This window comes from Massilia sp. BHUDP2, assembly GCF_046236355.1.
Classification (GTDB): Bacteria; Pseudomonadota; Gammaproteobacteria; order Burkholderiales; family Burkholderiaceae_D; genus Telluria; species Telluria varians.
The window spans coordinates 210,049-227,898 of sequence record NZ_JBJUVW010000001.1 but is presented as its reverse complement, the minus strand read 5'-3'; the positions used below and the strand labels follow the sequence as shown (position 1 = coordinate 227,898).

Genomic DNA, 17,850 nt, shown 5'->3' with positions numbered 1-17,850 from the left:
GGATCAGTTCTTTTCAAACGAAACAGCCGGCGTCTCCTCCGGCTGGTGCTTCAATCGGTCGACGAAGGGGTGCCACAAGCACGCCTTCGGGGGCGCAAAGTCGAACCTTGCGCCCCCTCACATTACTCTGCGACTTTCAGGTCTCCATCCAGCACGCGCGCAAGGCGCAGTGGATTGTCGTCGCGAAGCGCCTCCGGCAGCAAGCCCTCCGGCACGTTCTGATAGCACACCGGTCGCAGGAAGCGGTCGATCGCGCTCGCGCCCACCGAGGTGGTGCGGCTGTCGCTGGTGGCCGGGAACGGGCCGCCGTGGACCATCGCGTGCGACACTTCGACGCCGGTCGGGAAGCCGTTGAACAGCACCCGGCCCGCCTTGCGTTCCAGGACCGGCAGCAGCTTTGCGGCGAGTAGATGGTCGGCCGGCTTGGCGTGCACGGTCGCGGTCAGCTGCCCATGCAGCTGTTCGGCTGCCTGCAGCATCTGCTCTTCGCTGTCGAAACGGACTACCAGCGCGGCCGGGCCGAAGATTTCGTCCTGCAGCTCCGGGTTGCCGATGAAGTCCGCAGCATCGACCTCGTACAGCGCAGCCTGGGCGGCGCAGCCGATGCCTTCGGTACCGCCCTGGGCGACCAGGCGCAGGCCCTTGGCGGCGCCGAAGCGTGCGATACCGCTGTTGTAGGCGTCATGGATGCCGGCGGTCAGCATGGTGCCCGCGCCCTTGGCTGCCAGCGCCGTGGTGGACGCCGCAGTGAAGGCGTCGAGCGCCGCGCCCTTGACCGCGAACACCAGGCCAGGGTTGGTGCAGAACTGGCCCACGCCCAGGGTCAGCGAGTCGACGAAGCCGTTCGCAAGAATCGAACCGCCCTCTTCCAGCGCTGCAGGCAGGAGGAACACCGGGTTCACGCTGCTCATCTCGGCGTAGACCGGGATCGGTTCCGGACGTGCGGCCGCGGTGCGCATCAGCGCGGTGCCGCCGCCACGCGAGCCGGTGAAGCCGACCGCCTTGATGGCCGGGTGGCCGACCAGCTGCTGGCCGATGGTACGGCCGTCGCCGAAGATCATCGAGAACACGCCTTCCGGCAGGCCGCACTCCTGCACCGCGCGCTGGACGGCGCGGCCGACCAGTTCCGAGGTGCCGAGGTGGGCGCCGTGGGCTTTCACGATGACCGGGCAGCCTGCTGCCAGTGCCGATGCGGTATCGCCGCCCGCGACCGAGAAGGCCAGCGGGAAGTTACTGGCGCCGAAGACCACGACCGGGCCGAGGCCGATCTTGGCCAGGCGCAGGTCAGGACGCGGCGGGGTGCGTTCCGGCAGCGCGCTGTCGATCGTCGCGCCCAGGAAGCGGCCGTCGCGCACCACTTTCGCGAACAGGCGCAGCTGAGTCACGGTGCGCATGCGCTCGCCTTCCAGGCGGGCTTGCGGCAGGCCGGTTTCCTGCTGGGCGCGTTCGATCAGGCTTGATCCGATGGCCAGGATCTGTTCCGCCACCGCTTCCAGGAAGCGGGCGCGCTGTTCCAGCGGCAGCGAACGGTACGGATCGAACGCTTGGGCTGCGAGTTCGCAGGCACGTTCCACGTCGGCGCCGGTCGCCTGGCCGAAGGCCGGCTCGAACTCGCCGCGGGTGGACGGGTTGTAGGCTTTCACCTCGCCCGCGCTACCGCGGACGAGCTGGCTGCCGATGATCATTTCACCAGTGATCTGCATGGCTTACACCGGGTTCTTTTGTTTCTTGATCAGGGCCAGCAGCATTTCGTCTTCTGCCGGGGTCAGGTCGGTCAGCGGCGGACGCACCGGACCTGCGCCGTGGCCGACCAGGCGGGCGCCGGCCTTGACGATGCTGACAGCGTAGCCGCCCTTGCGGTTGCGGATCTCCAGGTACGGCAGGAAGAATTCGTCCAGCAGGCGGTTGGTGGTGGCGGTGTCGCCGCTGGCGGTGGCGTGGTAGAAGTCCATTGCCAGCTGCGGCACGAAGTTGAACACGGCCGACGAGTACACCGGGGTACCCAGGGCCTTGTAGGCGCCGGCATACACTTCCGCGGTCGGCAGGCCGCCCAGGTAGCTGAAACGGTCGCCCAGCTTGCGGTAGATCGAGACCATCAGTTCGATGTCGCCGATGCCGTCCTTGAAGCCGATCAGGTTCGGGCAACGGTCAGCCAGCTTGGCCAGCGAGTCCGCGCTCAGGCGGCAGGCGGCGCGGTTGTACACCACGACACCGATCTTCACGGAGCGGCACACCGCTTCGACGTGGGCGATCAGGCCATCCTGGTTGGATTCGGTCAGGTAGTGCGGCAGCAGCAGCAGGCCCTGGGCGCCCTGGCGCTCGGCTTCCTGTGCGTGGGCGATGGCGGCGCGGGTCGGGCCGCCGCAGCCTGCCAGGATCGCGACGCCGGTACCGGCGCAGGTGTCGACCGCGGTCTTGACGATCTGGCTGTACTCTTCGCCGTGCAGCGAGAAGTATTCGCCGGTGCCGCCGGCGGCGAACAGCGCGGTCGCGCCGTACGGCGCCAGCCATTCCAGGCGCTTCTGGTAGCCGGCTTGATCGAATTCGAGTTCGGCGTTGAAGTCGGTGATCGGGAAGGACAGCAGGCCGTGCGACAGGACTTTTTGTAGTTCGAGTGCTTGCATTACAGAGTCTCCAGGACAGATGTGTGAAATACGGGTGAAGAAAGGATTACCGCGCCAAGTTGTATGTCATCGTACAACTTAAGCGATGAGCTCGCAAGCAGAATGTGCGACTTTTTTTAATTGATCATGGATTCGATCCGGCGCTGCGCCTGCACCAGCCGTTCGCGGCTGTTGGACAGGTGGGTGCGCATGGCCGCGCGTGCGGCCTCCGGATCGCGGCGCTCGATGGCGCGGAAGATATCGTCGTGTTCGCGGCCGACGCGCTCGTTGAAGTTGGCCGGCTTGTCCTGCTCCAGCTCCACCGTGTTCAGGCGCGCACGCGGGATGATCGCGTTGCCGAGCTGGGTGAGGATGTCTTCGAAATAGCGGTTGCCGGTGGCCTGCGCGATGAGCAGGTGGAAGCGCTTGTCGGCATCCACCGCCGACCTGCCGACCGCCATCGCTTCATGCATCTCGGCCAGGGCCACGCCCAGGTCCCGCACCTGCTCGTCGGTGCGGCGCACCGCGGCCAGGCCGGCCGTTTCGGTCTCGACGCCGATGCGCAGCTCCAGGATCGACAGCACGTCGCGCAGGGTCAGGATGCTTTCGGCATCGATGCCCAGGCCGGACTGCGGGCGTTCCAGCACGAAGGTCCCGATGCCGTGGCGCGTCTGCACCAGCCCGGAGGCCTGCAGGTGCGAAATCGCCTCGCGCACCACGGTGCGGCTCACGCCATGCTGCGCCATCATCGAGGACTCGGTCGGCAGTTTTTCGCCCGGCTTGAGGATGCCCTGGCGGATGCTGCTGCTGATCTGTTCGACGACGCCCTGTGCGAGGTTACGGGGCTTGCGCTGGGTGGGGAGCATGTGGTGAATAAAGCTTGGAATGAGAGATAAGACAATTATATATCAAGACAAGTTGTATGACGTCCTATGACAAGACATCTCTAATAAGCTGTATCGGGGACGCCACAGCGGGTATCGATCCCGTGCCGGCCTGACCGCTTGATAAATTGGTCAGGCCAAAATAGAATCTGGCGAACCTTTAGGAGTCCACCCCATGTTACGTCCTGCCCGTTCTCTCGCCTGCCTGCTTTCCCTGCTGTTCGCCAGCTGCGCCAATGCCGCCGCCCTGCCCGACCGTGTGATCCTGGTCGGCGACTCCACCATGGCCAGCACCACCGGCTACGGCGACGCCCTGTGCGCGCGTCTGACGCCGGAGACGGCCTGCCACAACCTGGCGCGCGGCGGCCGCAGCTCGGGCAGCTTCCGGGCCGAGAAACGCTGGGACGAGGTCATGGAACTGCTGCGCAAGGGCGCGGGCTTCCGCAAGACCTATGTGCTGATCCAGTTCGGCCATAACGACCAGCCGGGCAAGCCGGGGCGCTCCACCGACTACGTCACCGAATTCCCCGCCAACATGCAGCGCTACGTGGAAGAAGCCCGTTCGCTCGGCGGCGAACCGGTGCTGGTGACACCGCTGACGCGCCGCATCTTCAAGGACGGCTACGTGCACAATGACCTGGCGCCCTGGGCCGCCACCGTGCGCACGATCGCCCGCGCCACGCATACGCCGCTGATCGACCTGAACGCGCTGTCGCTGGCGGCCGTGCAGGAGATGGGATCGCAGGAAGCGGACAAGCTGGCACGCCTAGGGGCCAACTTCGACCACACCCACCTCGGCCCGCTCGGCGCGGAACGCTTCTCCGGAATCGTGGCCAGGGAGCTGGTGCGCAAGGTGCCGGCGCTGTCCGCATCGATGCGGGGCGCACAGTGAAGGCGCCGCTCGCATTGATGGCGCTGGCCGCGGCCGGCGCCGTGGCGGCGCCGCTCACGCCTCCCCCGTTCCGGCCAGCCACCGCGGCCGTGCCGGTCCCGACGGCCGAGCGCCAGCATGCGCCCTTCGACGGCTGGGCCGCACAAGAGGGCGGCACCCGCGGCGGCGCCCTGGCCAGCCTCGCCCATGTGTACACCGTGCGCGACCGCGCCCAGCTGCTGGCGGCCCTGAGCGCAACAGCGCCGGCGCGCATCGTGCGCGTGGCGGCGAGCATCGACATGAGCGAGGGGCGTCCTTTTCGCGATACAAAGGACCAGGCGCAGCGCGGCATCATACGCATCCCGTCAAATACCACCCTGATCGGGGTGGCTCCGGGAGCCGGCTTCGTCCACGGCAGTCTGATCGTCGCGAACGTCGAACAGGTGGTGATCCGCAACCTCGCTATCCGCAACCCCTGCGACGTCGGCCCGGTCTGGGATCCGCACGACGGCAGCAAGGGCAACTGGAATTCCGAATTCGACGGCATTACCGTCTCCGGCTCGCACCACGTCTGGATCGACCATAACAGCTTTACCGACGCGCCACAGACGGACGACAGGCAAGCGGTCGCGAACGGCAAGATCATGCAGTGCCATGACGGCGCAGTCGACATCACGCGCGGTTCCGACTACGTCAGTGTCACCTACAACCACTTCGCCGAGCACGAGAAGAACATGCTGATCGGCGCAAGCGACGCGGCCACCGGCGACGCCGGCAAGCTGCGCGTGACCCTGAAAGGCAACCTGTTCGAGCACGTGGCCGAACGCGCGCCGCGGGTGCGTTACGGCCAGGTGCACCTGCTGAACAACTACTATGTCGGCGACCGCCAGCGCCCGGTGTACCGCCACGGCTACAGTGTCGGCGCCGCCCATGCGGCGCGCATCATCTCGGATGCCAATGCGTTCGACGTCGCCGGCGCCGCGAGCTGCAAGCAGATCGTGCGCGACCCGGCCTCCAGCCCCGGCATCTTTGCCGACAGCGGCTCTCTGCTGAACGGCAGGCCTCTCGCGGACTGCGCCTATGGGGGCGACGCCGGCTGGCGCGTGCCCTACCGCTACACGGCGCTGCCCGCCAGCGAGGTAGCGCGCCACGTGCGCGAGCATGCCGGCCCGCGCCCCATGCAGCAAGCAGCGGACGGCTATGCCGAGGCCCGCTTCGTCCCGGTGGCGGGCAGCCCCTTCCTGCTGCGCGCCCGCCAGGACGCGAACGGCGACTGGCAGGGCGCCAGCCTGCAGCTCAGCGACGACCGCAAGGTCTGGGTGGTGGAGCTGCTGGAGTCGCGCGGCGGCGAGGTCAAGCGCATCAAGCAGGTGCGTCGCAATGCCTCGCTGCCGGGCACGCCGGTGGTGCTGCGCTATGCGGCCGAACCGGGACCGCAGGATAATGTGCTGAACGTCTCGGTGGACGGCGACCGCGCCACCTGGCTGGTGGCGCCGCCCTTCCCCGCGATGCAGCCGGTCAGCTGGGAAGCGGGCGCGAACACCCTGGTCGACCTGCGCGGCGGCCCTGCCGGCGCGCCGCCCGAGCGCGTGACCGTCCACGTCGGCGCCGACCGCATCGCGCTGCAGGCCGGCGACACGCCCGAGACCATCCGGGTCGGCGGCGCCGGCGGAAGTGCGCACATCGCCGCAGTCTCCGCCGATCCGCGCATCGCGCATGCCGATGCCGCGAGCGGCGCCCTGCGCCTGACCCCGCACGCCGCGGGCCGCACCACGGTGACGGTGCGCAGCCTCGACGATCCCTGGGCGCAGGCCGTGTTCACGGTCGACGTGGGCGCCCCCTTCGCCGCGCCGGCCGGCACCACCCTGCCCCCTGGGGCCACCGCCCTGCCGGCCAACGGCGAGCGCGGCGTGCCGCCCGATACGCCGCTGCGCCTCGTCTTCGCGGACGAACCGGTGCTCAGCGGCGAAGGCAGCGTGCGCGTCTACCGCAAGCGTGACAAGGCGCTGGTTGCGGTCATCCGTCCGGGCGAAACCGTCACGGCGCTGGCCCCGGGCGAGCGCCAGCGCCTGGTGCGACAGCATCCGATCCGCGTACTCGGCAAGGAGCTGTACGTGCGCATGCCGCGATCGCTCGAACGCGGCCTCGAGTACGAGGCGGTGATTGACGCCCGCCTGGTGCGCGCCAAGGGCTTCCAGGGCGCGCGCTGGTCCTTCCGCACCACGCCCTACCAGCCGGTGGGCGACAGCGTGACGGTCGATGCCATCGGACGCGCCGACTTCCGCACCGTGCAGGGCGCGCTCGACTACGCCATGACGCTGCCGCGTGCGCAGGCGCTCACCGTGAACGTGCGCGATGGCGTCTATCCGGAACTGCTCTACCTGGTTGACAAGGACAATGTCATGCTGCGCGGCCAGAGTCGCGAAGCGACCATCATCCGCGCCGCCAACAGCGAAACCCGCAATCCGGGCTCGGGCAGCGGGCAGCCGGACGGCACGGCCGGCATCGACGGCGGCCGCGCCCAGTTCCTGGTCCAGGATGTCGACCTGTTCGAAATCCGCGACATCGCCCTGCACAACAGCACCCGCCGCAGCGACGGCCATTCGGCCCAGGCCGAAACGATCTTCTTCAGGAGCGAGAACGGCCGCCTCATCGCGCGCAATGCGCACTTCGTGAGCGAGCAGGACACGCTACAGCTGCACGGCTATGCCTGGTTCTACAGGTCGCTCATCGAAGGCAACGTCGACTTCGTGTGGGGGAACAACCGCGCCGCCCTGTTCGAAGAAAGCGAACTGCGTACGGTAGGCGACAGCGCCAATCCGCAAAGCGGCGGCTACATCGTGCAGGCGCGCACCGTGGGCAAGGACGATCCGGGCTTCGTGTTCCTGCGTTCGCGCCTGACGCGCGGCCCCGGCCCGGCAGGCAACCTGCCGCCCAACGGCGCAACGTACTTCGCACGCTCGCCGGGCACCGCGAATACCTGGGACAACGTCGCCTTCATCGCGTGCAGCGTCGGCCCGCACATCGCCGCGGATGCCTGGTACCGCAAGCCGCTGCCGAATCCCCTGGAGGGCGGCTGGCGCGAATACGGCAACCGTTCGGAAGACGGGCAGCCGCGCAGCTACGGCGGCTACCAGATGGACCGGGCGCAGGCCGAGCGCCTGTCAACCCGCGCCGCGGTGTTCGCCGGCCGCGGCTGGAATCCTCAGCCCTAAGTAATAGCGCGGCCACCCTGGCCGCATAAAGGCGCGCGCAGCGCTTGACAGTGCCGTTTACAGCTGTAATCATGAACTGAGATTACAACTGTAAATGGTGCTGTCATGTCGAATCCTTCCCCCATCAACATCAGCGACGCCGAGTCGCACGTCATGGAAGTGCTGTGGCGCGCGCCCGGCCCGGTGGTGGCCGAACAGGTCGTCGTCGCCCTGTCCGAGAGCCAGCACTGGCAAACCGCCACCGTCAAGACCCTGCTCAACCGCCTGCTCAAGAAGGGGGCGATCGCGGCCGAGAAGGATGGCCGCCGCTTCCTTTACCAGGCGGTGCTGCCGCGCGAGGCCTGGCTGGCGCGCGAAAGCGAAAGCCTGGTGCAGCGCCTGTTCGGCGGACGCATTGCGCCGCTGGTCGCCCATTTCGGCAGCCAGAAAAAACTGTCGCAGGCGGACATCCGGGAACTGCGCAAGCTGATCGACGAGCTCGATGATGGCCAGTGAGCTCATGCCCCTGGTCCTGCGCGCGGCGCTGTTTGCCGGCTTGGCGACCCTGATCCTGCTGGCGGTGCGCAAGCCATTACGGCGCTGGCTCGGCGCGACGCCGGCTTACCAGGCCTGGCTGATCGTGCCGATCGTGGTGGCGGCAAGCCTGTTGCCACGAAGCGCGGCACCATCCGGCTTGTCCGTGCAGGCGCTGCGCCCCGTGCAGGCACTGGCCGTGCAGGCCGCGCCGGTAGTGGCGGCGGACGGAGCCGGCATGCTGCCCTTCATCTGGATGGCCGGCGTCGCGGCGATGGCATGGTGGTTCATGCGCGGCCATCTGCGCTTCCTGCGCCAGGCAGGCGAGCTGACCCGCTCCGGCGGCGTGTTCGTCGGCGCCGCCGGCGCCGGACCGGCTTCGGTCGGCCTGCTCCGCCCGCGGATCGTGGTGCCGCGCGACTTCGCACAGCGCTACACGCCCGCCGAGCAGGCGCTGGTAATCGCCCACGAACAAGTCCACGTCGCGCGCCGCGACGCCTTTGCCAACCTGCTGACGGCCCTGTTTCAGTGCCTGTTCTGGTTCAACCCGCTGATCCACGTCGGCGCGCGCCGCCTGCGCCAAGACCAGGAACTGGCCTGCGATGCCGCCGTCATGCGGCAGTACCCGCGCCAGCGCCGCGTGTATGCCGAAGCACTGCTCAAATCCCATGCCGGCGCCTTTGCGGCGGGCGGCATCCACTGCCACTGGCAAACGCAACACCCTACCAAGGAGCGCATCATGAGTTTGCAGCAAGCCTTACCCGGAACCCTGCGCCGCATCGCTGGCCGCTGTACCCTCGCCCTGCTGGCCGCGGGCGCTTTCGGCACGACGCTGGGTGTGCGCGCCGAGCAGGCTGCAGGTGTGCCCCAGTATTCGGTGGCGATGGTCATCGGCGATGCGAACAGTTCATCGGTCTCCTTCCAGCTCAAGGCGGAAGGCTTCGAGGGCGATGGCAAGCATTCCATCCCGCGCGTGCTGACGCCGGCCGGCGAAAAGTTCAGCGTAAGCACGGGTGAGTGGCGCCTCGACATGATCGTCCGTCCGGCCGAGACGCCCGACAAGGTCTGGCTGACCGGGAAACTGTTCAAGGGCGCAGCCTTGATGACGGCGCCGACCTTGCTGGCCCGCGTCGGCGAAGCGGCTACCGTCAGGGTCGGCGAGGGCGATAAAGCCTTCAGTGTGGCGATGACAGTGACACCACAACCGTAAAGACGGCTCCGTTAGCTTATAATTGGTTGGTCCACTTGCAACAATACCCGCACCAAACTAAGATCGCTGGTTTGGCATCGGCCACCATATTTACAAACGACGGACCCATCGATGAAGAAAACCGCTGCGCTGAACGAGAACAGCGTCAACGAGCCACGGCTGTATCGGGTGGTCTCGGCCAAGATCGAGGAACTGATCCGCGCCGAAAACATCCGCCCGGGCGAGCGCCTGCCGGCCGAACGCGAGCTGGCCACCAAGCTTGGCGTCAGCCGCACCTCGCTGCGCGAAGCCCTGATCGCCCTGGAACTGGGCGGTACGGTCGAAGTGCGCGGCGGCTCGGGGGTGTACGTCAGCGAACAGGCCCAGCCCCAGGCCGAGGTGCCGACCGCCGGCCCCGGCCCATTCGAAGTGCTGGCCGCGCGCCGCCTGATCGAGGTCGAAGTCGCGGCGCTGGCCGCGAAGCACGCCAGCGATTCGGCCATCGACGCCATCCTGCGCGCGGTGGAAGAGATGGAGCAGCACCACGAAGACCGCAGCGGCAACGAATCGGCCGACCGCAACTTCCACCTGGCGATCGCGCGCGCCACCGGCAACAGCGCGATGGTCGGCGTAATCGAATACCTGTGGAGCCAGCGCGGCTCGCTCTGGCACAAGCTGAAGGAACACTTCCAGACCGAAGAACTGCGCCAGCAGACCCTGATCGACCACCGCAACATCTTCGCCGCCATCGCCTCGCACGACGTGGCCGGCGCCCGCACCGCCATGCGCGCCCACCTCGACCGCGTGACCCGCACTTTCTCGCGCGGCTGATGCCTTGTCCGGGCCGGGCCATCGGCCCGGCTGTCCACCCTTCCCGCCGTTCTCTCCCCTCCCTGCGTTTCCAGGTCGCCTTCGGCGTTGCGGAAATATTGCTGTTTGAATAATTGGCCCAACCGCCTTGTATTTACGAACAGACCAGAAAATAAGTGGTTCGTCCAGATTGCGAAAGCGGTCCGACCAAAGTAGAATCCGCTACAGACCAATCAATCATCTGCTGATCCCTACCGCCGTCGCACGAGGATGGCCTGCCGCGGACCACAGCGCTGTGCATTGGACGGCAGTGACCTCGTCACCACCGCGCGGATACCCCTGCGTATCCCTTCGCGCGATCCAGGGACACACCCGGACGCAATTCTGATTTGAGCAGGAGACTTCCAGTGAAACAAACTCGTATCACCGAACAACGCTTCCTTCTGACGGCAATCACTGCCGCAGTGCTGACCCTGACGAACACCGCCATCGCGCAGGACGCGCCGATGCAGCGCGTCGAAGTGACCGGTTCCTCGATCAAGCGCCTCGCCACCGAGAATGCCCTTCCGCTGACCACCTACAAGGCCGAGGAACTGACCAACCAGGGCCTGACCACGATGACGGAAGTCGCCGTGGCCCTGACCGTCGCGGCGACCAACGAACCGGTCGGCGGCGGCGGCGGCGGCACCATGATCAACATGCGCGGCCTGAACACCAACCGCACCCTGGTGCTGCTGAACGGCCGCCGCCTGGCCAACGAGGCGCTGGGCGCGAGCTCGGTCAACGTCGACGTGATCCCGATGGCCGCCATCGAGCGCGTCGAAGTGCTGCGTGACGGCGCATCGGCCCTGTACGGCACCGACGCGATCGCCGGCGTGGTCAACTTCATCACCAAGAAATCGGTCAAGGACGTCACCGTCCACGCCAGCACGGTGCAGCCGGAACAATCCGGCGGCGGCGACCAGAAGCGCGTCACCCTGATCGCCGGCAAGGGCGACATGGCCACCGACGGCTGGAACGTCTATACCGCCTTCAGCGCCCAGCGCCGCGAGTCGCTGATGCAGAAGGACCGTCCGCAAATCTGGGATCCGGTCAAGCTGGCCGCGCTCGGCGGCAACCCGTTCACCTCGAACACCTCGGGCGGCTCGGCATCGCCCGCGAACTACACGATCTACCGCAACGGCAAGTCGGCCAACATCACCGGCAACCCGTATTTCGCCTCCGGTTGCGTGGCGCCGGGCCTGCCGCAGACCACGGTGCCGTCGACCCGTACCAACGCCAACGGCGGCAAGACCTGCATTACCGACCCGACCATCTACCCGCAGCTGCTGCCTGAGAACCAGCAGGTCACCCTGTTCACCAAGGGTAGCCTGGCCCACGGCGACGGCGGCGTGCTGACGGTGGAACTGAACCTGTCGCGCTCTTACATCGACGCCATCAGCCCGCCACAGCCCTTCGGCGCGAATACCAACTACGACATGCGCACCGCCTCGCGCAAGCCCCTGATGATCACCAAGGCCAGCAAGTGGTACCCGGGCGGCAGCGGCGGCGTGCCGGCCGTGGCCGGCCTGAACGGCGAAGACCTGGCGCTGACCTGGAGCCTGGACGAGCTGGGCGCGGCCAAGCTGCACGACGTGCAAAAGAATGCCCGCCTGGTCGTCGCCGATGAAGGCCAGATCAAGGGATGGGATTACCGCGTCGGCGCGAACTACGGCTACAGCCACCGCGACAGCGGCTTCAAGGAAAACTTCGTGCGCACCCCGGGCGTATACGCGGGTGTCGCCAACGGCATCCTGAACCCGTTCGGCGCCCAGGATGCCGCCGGCCGCGCCTACCTGGAGAGCATCTCGGCCGACGGCGAGGACTTCCGCGTGGCCGACGTGCGCCACTACGGCGTCGACTTCAACCTGAGCCGCACCCTGATGGACCTGCCGGGCGGCTCCCTCGGCCTGGCCGTGGGCGGCGACTGGCACCGCGAGACCTACGAGGAAGACGCGCGCATGATCGGCGACGAGGTGGTCTGGCGGGTCAACGGCTCGCCCGGCAACAACCCGAGCGGCGCGCGCCGTGTCGCCGCACTGTACGCCGAACTCGACGCACCGGTCACGAAAGAGCTGAACCTGAACTTCGCCGTGCGCGGCGACCACTTCAGCGATTTCGGCTCGACCTTCAATCCGAAGGCCAGCTTCCGCTACCAGCCGATGAAACAGCTGATGGTGCGCGGCACGGTCAGCACCGGCTTCCGTGCGCCGACCCTGCCTGAACTCTACGGTGTGCCGCGCACGCTGGCACCGTCGACCTCGAGCTGGGACGATCCGTTGCTGTGCCCGAGCGCCACGCCGAACGTGGCCGGCTCCGGTACCCTGACCACCGATCCGCGCTATGCCGGCCTGGGCCTGGACGCCGAGCGCGTCTGCAACACGCGCCTGACCACGCTCGTCGGCGCCAACCCGGACCTGGAACCGGAAAAGTCGAAGACCTATACCGTGGGCTTCGTGATCGAACCGATCAAGAACTTCGTCGCCACCGTCGACTTCTGGAAGATCGACATGAAGGGTACGATCGCCCAGATCAACGAGGATTCCATCTTCGACAACCTGGCGCGCTACCAGGACCTGTTCGTGCGTAACCCGGACGGCACGCTGCAGTACATCACGAAGACACGCCTGAACATGGGCGGCCTCAAGACCCAGGGTATCGACCTGAGCCTGAACTACTCGTACCCGACCAAGAACTGGGGCCGCTTCGGCTTCTCGATGGACGGCACCTACACCGACAAGTACGAAGGCCAGAACGACGTCGGCAGCCCATGGGTCGACAGCGTCGGCCGCATCGGCGCCCTGTCCACCGGTTCCACCTCGGCCAACACCTACATCTTCAAGTGGAAGCACCAGGCGCGCGTGAACTGGAACTACGGCCCGTTCTTCGCCCAGCTGACGCAGCAGTACTCGTCGACCTACGAGGACACCAACGCGCTGCCGACCCAGCAGCCGGGCCAGCCGTTCTACAACGTGATCGCACCGTACCGCGTGTACAACCTGTCGACCACCTACAAGTTCTCGAAGAACTTCAAGGTCGGCGCCGGTGTGAACAACCTGTTCGATACCGATCCGCCGCTGTCGAACCAGCGCCTGTCCTCGCGCGTCGTGTTTGCGCAGAACATCGCCAAGCCGATCGGGCGTGCCTTCACGCTGCGCGCGGACTACACGTTCTAAGCGTCTTCGCACCGTGACCACCGCAGGGCGGACGAGACCTCGTCCGCCCTGCGCACATCCATCTATGCGCGCATGCCGGCGCCGGCAAATAAAGGAATCACCATGACTAAGCGACACATCAATCCGCAACGCCGTTCGCTGCTGTATGCTGCATCGGCATCGGTGGCCGGCCTGGCTGTGGGACCGTCGCTCGCCGCAAGCGGAGGAGCCAAGGTGGCACAAGACGATCCCTGGGCGCGCGCCCAAAGCATCATCGACGGGTTCAGGAAGCCGCTCGTCTTCCCCAAGCGCGACTTTTCCATCACCGCCTATGGCGCCAAGCCCTGCGAAGCAGTCATGGTGACGGGTTACGTGGCCGACCACGAAGAGGGCAAGCTCAGCACCCCGGCGCCGGGCGCCCATGACTGCTACGCGGCGATCGCGGCGGCCATTGCCGCCTGCAGCGCGGCGGGCGGCGGCCGGGTCGTGATCCCGGCCGGTAACTGGCTGGTGAAGGGACCGATCGTCCTGAAATCCAACGTCAACGTGCACCTGGCCAAGGGCGCCCACGTCTACTTCAGCAACGATCCGGAAGACTTCGCCAAATACGGAGAGTATGACTGCGGACCCAATGGCAAGCTGGTGATCTCGCGCTGGCAGAGCAACGACTGCCTGAACTATTCGCCGATGGTCTACGCCTACGGCCAGACCAACATCGCCCTCACCGGCGAAGACTGGACCAGCATCCTCGACGGCCAGGGCGGCGTGCCGCGTGCCGATGGCGAGACCTGGTGGGACTGGAAGGGCAAGCGCAAGGGCGTGGCAGGAAAGGCGCCCAACCCGCAGCGCACGCAGATCGCCGTCAACCCGCTCAATCCCTCCTCGATCCGGGCAGTGGCCCCGAATCTGAACGACGCCCAAGTCGCCCTCATGGAGGGCAAGAACGACAAATGGCGCACCGACGAAGCCTACTTGCCGACGCTGTCGGAAGCGGGCGTGCCGGCCGCGAAACGGGTGTTCGGCCGCGGCCACTACCTGCGCCCCTGCATGGTCGAATTCATCGGCTGCACCAATGTGCTGATGCAGGGCTACCAGCTGAACCAGACGCCGTTCTGGCAGCACCACCCGGTCAACTGCAGCAAGGTCGAGATCCGCGGCGTGCACATGGACAGCATGGGACCGAACAGCGACGGCTTCGATCCGGAAGCCTGCAACACCGTGCTGGTCGACGGCTGCACCTTCAACAGCGGCGACGACTGCATCGCGATCAAGGCCGGCAAGAACCTCGACACCCAGTTCGGCCCGACCCAGAACGTGGTGATCCAGAACTGCGTCATGAACAGCGGCCACGGCGGCGTCACGCTGGGCAGCGAGATGGCGGGCGGGATCCAGCACGTATATGCGCAGGACATCGAGTTCCGCAACACGCACTGGGCAAGCGACCCGCTCAACACCGCGATCCGCCTGAAGACCAACATGAACCGCGGCGGCTTCCTGCGCCACTTCTACGTGCGCAACGTGACCATGCCGAACGGCGTCAACCTCAAGCCGCAGTTCTATACCCCGCTGCCCGGCTCGCCGATCAAGCCGAAGTCGGTCGGCGCCGGAGCCGGCGCCGTGATCACCTTCGACTGCGACTACGCGCCGAACGCCGACAACGTGCGCACCCGCCCACCTAGCGTGGAGCACATCCACATCTCCGGCGTCAGGGTCGGCAACGTCGCCACGGAGAATGGCCCGCGCTCCTGCTACCAGGCGCTGCTCCTGCTCGGCCCGGTCGCCTTCGACTACAACGGCGACAAGCCGGTCGACATCCTGCCGATCCGCGACGTGACCATCACCGACTGCGACTTCGGCACCCCGGTGAACGCGGACCAGCCCTGGTTCATCTACAACGTCCGCAACGTCAAGCTGAGCAAGGTCACCATCGCGGGCAAGGTCTACAACACCACCCTGCAGGCCTGAAGCCTGCACCGGTTTCGGTGCAGGATGAGCTAGGATGTCGGACTGACAGCCACCGCTTCCTAGCCGACACCGATGCTCGACCTGATCAACGCCATCCCACGCAGCCTGATTCTTCCTCCCGCCAACCTGTTCCTGTTGATCCTGATCGGCCTCGCGCTATGGCGCCGCTGGCCGCGCATCGGCCGCAGTCTTGCGGGAACCGGGCTGGCGCTACTGGCCTTGCTGTCGATGCCGAAGGTGGCCGAGCTGTTCGTCACGCCGCTGGAGCGGATGACCGCGCCCCTGCACGCGCCCGAACGCGCCGGCGCCCAGGCGATCGTGGTGCTCGGGGCCGGACGGCTGCGTAATGCCCCCGAGTACGGCGGCCGCGACATCCCCGATGTCACCGCCCTGGCGCGCCTGCGCTACGCAGCCCACCTGCAGCGGCGCACGAAGCTGCCCGTCCTGGTCAGCGGCGGCACCGTCGGGAAGCCGCCCGCCGGTGAGCGCGCTTATTCGCTGGCCGATGCGATGGCGACCGCCTTGCGCGAGGATTTCGGCGTGCCGGTACAATGGGTCGAAGCACGCTCGCGCGATACCGCGGAAAACGCCGCCTACAGCGCCGCGCTGCTGCGCGCGGATGAGGTCCGGCGTGTCCTGCTGGTGACCGATGCCATGCACATGGCGCGCGCCCGCGCCGCGTTCGAACGCGCCGGGGTCGAGGTGGTCGACGCACCGACCATGTTCTTCACCGGCCAGGCCCGCAGCATCCACGCCTGGGTGCCCAGTGCCGAGGGCTTGCGCCGTTCCTGGTATGCCATGTACGAACTGATCGGCCTGGGCTGGTACCGTCTGCGCGCGGGCGGCGCGCAGGCCCCCGAGCGCTGAGCGCTCAGCCGCCGGCCCGCTTCGGCTGGTGGCCGAGCTTCCTGAGCGTTTCCATGATCAGCTCGCAGTGCTCGCCCTGCACTTCGATCACCCCATCCTTCACGGTGCCGCCGGAACCGCATGCCGTGCGCAGCTGCTTGCCCAGCTGGGCCAGTTGGGTGGCATCGAGTGCGAGGCCCTTGACGATGGTCACGCTCTTGCCGCCCCGGCCCTTGGTTTGCAGGGAGACGCGCACCACGCCGTCGCCCTTGACCACGGCCCGGGCCTTGCACTCGCAGGCCGAGACGGACTTGCGGCATGCGGGGCACATGCGGCCGCTCTCGGTGGAATAGACGAGGCCGCTGTTCGAACTGCTCTTCATGTTCTGCTCAAGAATATCTGTGAAATCGGGGGGACGAGTGTAGCAGCATCGGCTCCTCAAAGCTGCGGCGGCGCAGCTGGACGGGTCCTGCACCACTGCGCGCGCAGCGCGAAAGCGGCGTCGATGTCGCCGGCCGACGTTTCCTGGTTCGGCTGCATCTCGACGTACTTCACCGCGGCATCGCAATGTCCCATCTTCGCGCCCAGGAGAAAGATGGCCCTTGCCAGGTCGAGATCGCCGTTCTGTTCCAGGATCAGCCCGTATTGATGGTAGGCCTCCGGAAGTCGGCCCTGCATCGCTTTCTGGAACAGCCTGGACGCTTCTTCCGCATCCGCAGGCACTACGCGGCCCGATACGAGCAGCTTGCCCAGGGCGAGCTCGGCGCGCCCTTCGCTGCGGCCAAGGGCCTTGCGGTACAGCGCCGCCGCCTGCACGTCGTCCTGCACGTTCCCGAGACCCAGTTCGAAGCTGCGGCCGAGATGGACCAGGCCTGACGCATCGCCCTGCGCCGCGGCGCGTGCGATCCAGGCCACTGCCGCCGTGCGCTCCTCGTCGGAGACGGCGCGCTGCATTCCCAGCAGGCCAAGGCGCATCTGCGCCTCGGCCAATCCGCCCTCGGCGGAGCGCGTCAGCCAGGACAAGGCCTTGTCCATGTCGAGCTCTCCCGCGGTGCCGTACTGATAGGCCCACGCCAGGTTGGCCTGGGCCCAGCCGTGCCCCTGCTCCGCCGCCTTCGCGTACCAGTAGACCGCCTGTTTCTGGTCATACGGCACGCCAAGGCCACGGTAGTACAGCACGCCGAGATTGTTCTGCGCGAATGCATTGCCGGCTTGCGCCGCCAGCAGGTACCAGGCGGCGGCCTGCGCGGGATCGGCTTCGACGTGGGTGCCGTGCTGGTACCAGGCGCCCAAGGTATTCTGGGCGACCGGATCGCCCGCTTCCGCACGCTTCCTGGTGCCGGCGAGCAGCGCCGCGTCCTGCGCCTGCGTCTTCTGCGCCCCGCCGGGTATCCAGACAAATTGCGTCTTGAGCCAGCCGGTCGGCGCCTGGCCCGTGGCTTGCACGCCATGAAAGTGGCAGTTGCGCACCGCATCGAGTGCGGCCTTGTCGAGGTCTTCCCTGCCGCTGGACGTGTACACGCGCACATCGTTCGCGCGCCCCAGTTCGCCGATCAGCACTTCGACCGTCGTCTTGCCGCCGGCGCCCTGCGCCAGCGCGGCGGCGGGATAGACGGGGCGCCCGCAGGCATTCAGGTCCATGGCCATCAGCTGCTGCGGGTCCTGCAGGCGGGCGGCAAGCACCTGGGCGGGAAGGATGGCCGCGGCAGCGGCCAGGGAGAGGATGAGCTTCTTCATGCCTGGAATGTACGGCATCGCGC

At 67.1% G+C, this 17,850-nt stretch carries 13 protein-coding genes; 8 read left to right on the top strand and 5 right to left on the bottom strand.

The genetic code is table 11. The features are described from left to right. Positions 1 to 122 precede the first annotated feature (122 nt). From ACK6C6_RS01010 to ACK6C6_RS01000, 3 genes are all read right to left on the bottom strand, one after another. Positions 123 to 1,703, bottom strand: coding sequence for an aldehyde dehydrogenase (NADP(+)) (locus ACK6C6_RS01010; protein WP_409265442.1), 1,581 nt, complete (start codon positions 1,701 to 1,703; stop codon positions 123 to 125). Between the two features lie 3 nt (positions 1,704 to 1,706). Continuing rightward, a complete protein-coding gene (gene kdgD, locus ACK6C6_RS01005) occupies positions 1,707 to 2,624 on the bottom strand; it encodes a 5-dehydro-4-deoxyglucarate dehydratase (RefSeq protein ID WP_209587231.1) in 918 nt (305 codons plus the stop codon). A gap of 116 nt (positions 2,625 to 2,740) precedes the next feature. Further along, on the bottom strand, positions 2,741 to 3,469 hold the full coding sequence (locus ACK6C6_RS01000; RefSeq protein WP_209587230.1) for a FadR/GntR family transcriptional regulator: 729 nt from the start codon (positions 3,467 to 3,469) through the stop codon (positions 2,741 to 2,743). 193 nt (positions 3,470 to 3,662) lie between these two features. Between ACK6C6_RS01000 and ACK6C6_RS00995 the strand changes: the two genes are divergently transcribed. The 8 genes from ACK6C6_RS00995 (at position 3,663) to ACK6C6_RS00960 (ending at position 16,111) form a co-directional block, all read left to right on the top strand. Further along, positions 3,663 to 4,379: a rhamnogalacturonan acetylesterase gene (locus tag ACK6C6_RS00995; RefSeq protein ID WP_409265440.1), complete on the top strand. Its 717-nt coding sequence runs from the start codon at positions 3,663 to 3,665 to the stop codon at positions 4,377 to 4,379. Continuing rightward, positions 4,376 to 7,573, top strand: coding sequence for a pectinesterase family protein (locus ACK6C6_RS00990; RefSeq protein ID WP_409265439.1), 3,198 nt, complete (start codon positions 4,376 to 4,378; stop codon positions 7,571 to 7,573). The genes ACK6C6_RS00995 and ACK6C6_RS00990 overlap by 4 nt, the downstream gene beginning before the upstream one ends. Before the next feature lie 105 nt (positions 7,574 to 7,678). Further along, on the top strand, positions 7,679 to 8,068 hold the full coding sequence (locus ACK6C6_RS00985) for a BlaI/MecI/CopY family transcriptional regulator (RefSeq protein ID WP_409265438.1): 390 nt from the start codon (positions 7,679 to 7,681) through the stop codon (positions 8,066 to 8,068). Next, entirely contained in the window at positions 8,055 to 9,296 is a 1,242-nt protein-coding gene (locus ACK6C6_RS00980; protein ID WP_409265437.1) for a M56 family metallopeptidase, read from the top strand. Before ACK6C6_RS00985 ends, ACK6C6_RS00980 begins: the two co-directional genes overlap by 14 nt. Positions 9,297 to 9,407: 111 nt before the next feature. Next, positions 9,408 to 10,106 (top strand): FadR/GntR family transcriptional regulator, encoded by a 699-nt coding sequence (locus tag ACK6C6_RS00975; RefSeq protein ID WP_051996733.1) that lies wholly within the window; start codon positions 9,408 to 9,410, stop codon positions 10,104 to 10,106. A gap of 386 nt (positions 10,107 to 10,492) precedes the next feature. Beyond that, positions 10,493 to 13,300, top strand: coding sequence for a TonB-dependent receptor plug domain-containing protein (locus ACK6C6_RS00970; RefSeq protein WP_409265436.1), 2,808 nt, complete (start codon positions 10,493 to 10,495; stop codon positions 13,298 to 13,300). A 102-nt stretch (positions 13,301 to 13,402) separates the two neighbouring features. Next, positions 13,403 to 15,244 (top strand): glycoside hydrolase family 28 protein, encoded by a 1,842-nt coding sequence (locus ACK6C6_RS00965; RefSeq protein ID WP_409265434.1) that lies wholly within the window; start codon positions 13,403 to 13,405, stop codon positions 15,242 to 15,244. Between the two features lie 72 nt (positions 15,245 to 15,316). Then, positions 15,317 to 16,111, top strand: coding sequence for a YdcF family protein (locus ACK6C6_RS00960; RefSeq protein WP_209587223.1), 795 nt, complete (start codon positions 15,317 to 15,319; stop codon positions 16,109 to 16,111). A 4-nt stretch (positions 16,112 to 16,115) separates the two neighbouring features. On the opposite strand, the gene ACK6C6_RS00955 is transcribed toward ACK6C6_RS00960, so the two are convergent. Further along, complete coding sequence (locus tag ACK6C6_RS00955) at positions 16,116 to 16,472, bottom strand: translation initiation factor Sui1 (protein ID WP_209587222.1); 357 nt, start codon at positions 16,470 to 16,472, stop codon at positions 16,116 to 16,118. Between the two features lie 56 nt (positions 16,473 to 16,528). Beyond that, entirely contained in the window at positions 16,529 to 17,827 is a 1,299-nt protein-coding gene (locus ACK6C6_RS00950) for a TonB family protein (RefSeq protein WP_409265433.1), read from the bottom strand. Between the last annotated feature and the right edge of the window lie 23 nt (positions 17,828 to 17,850).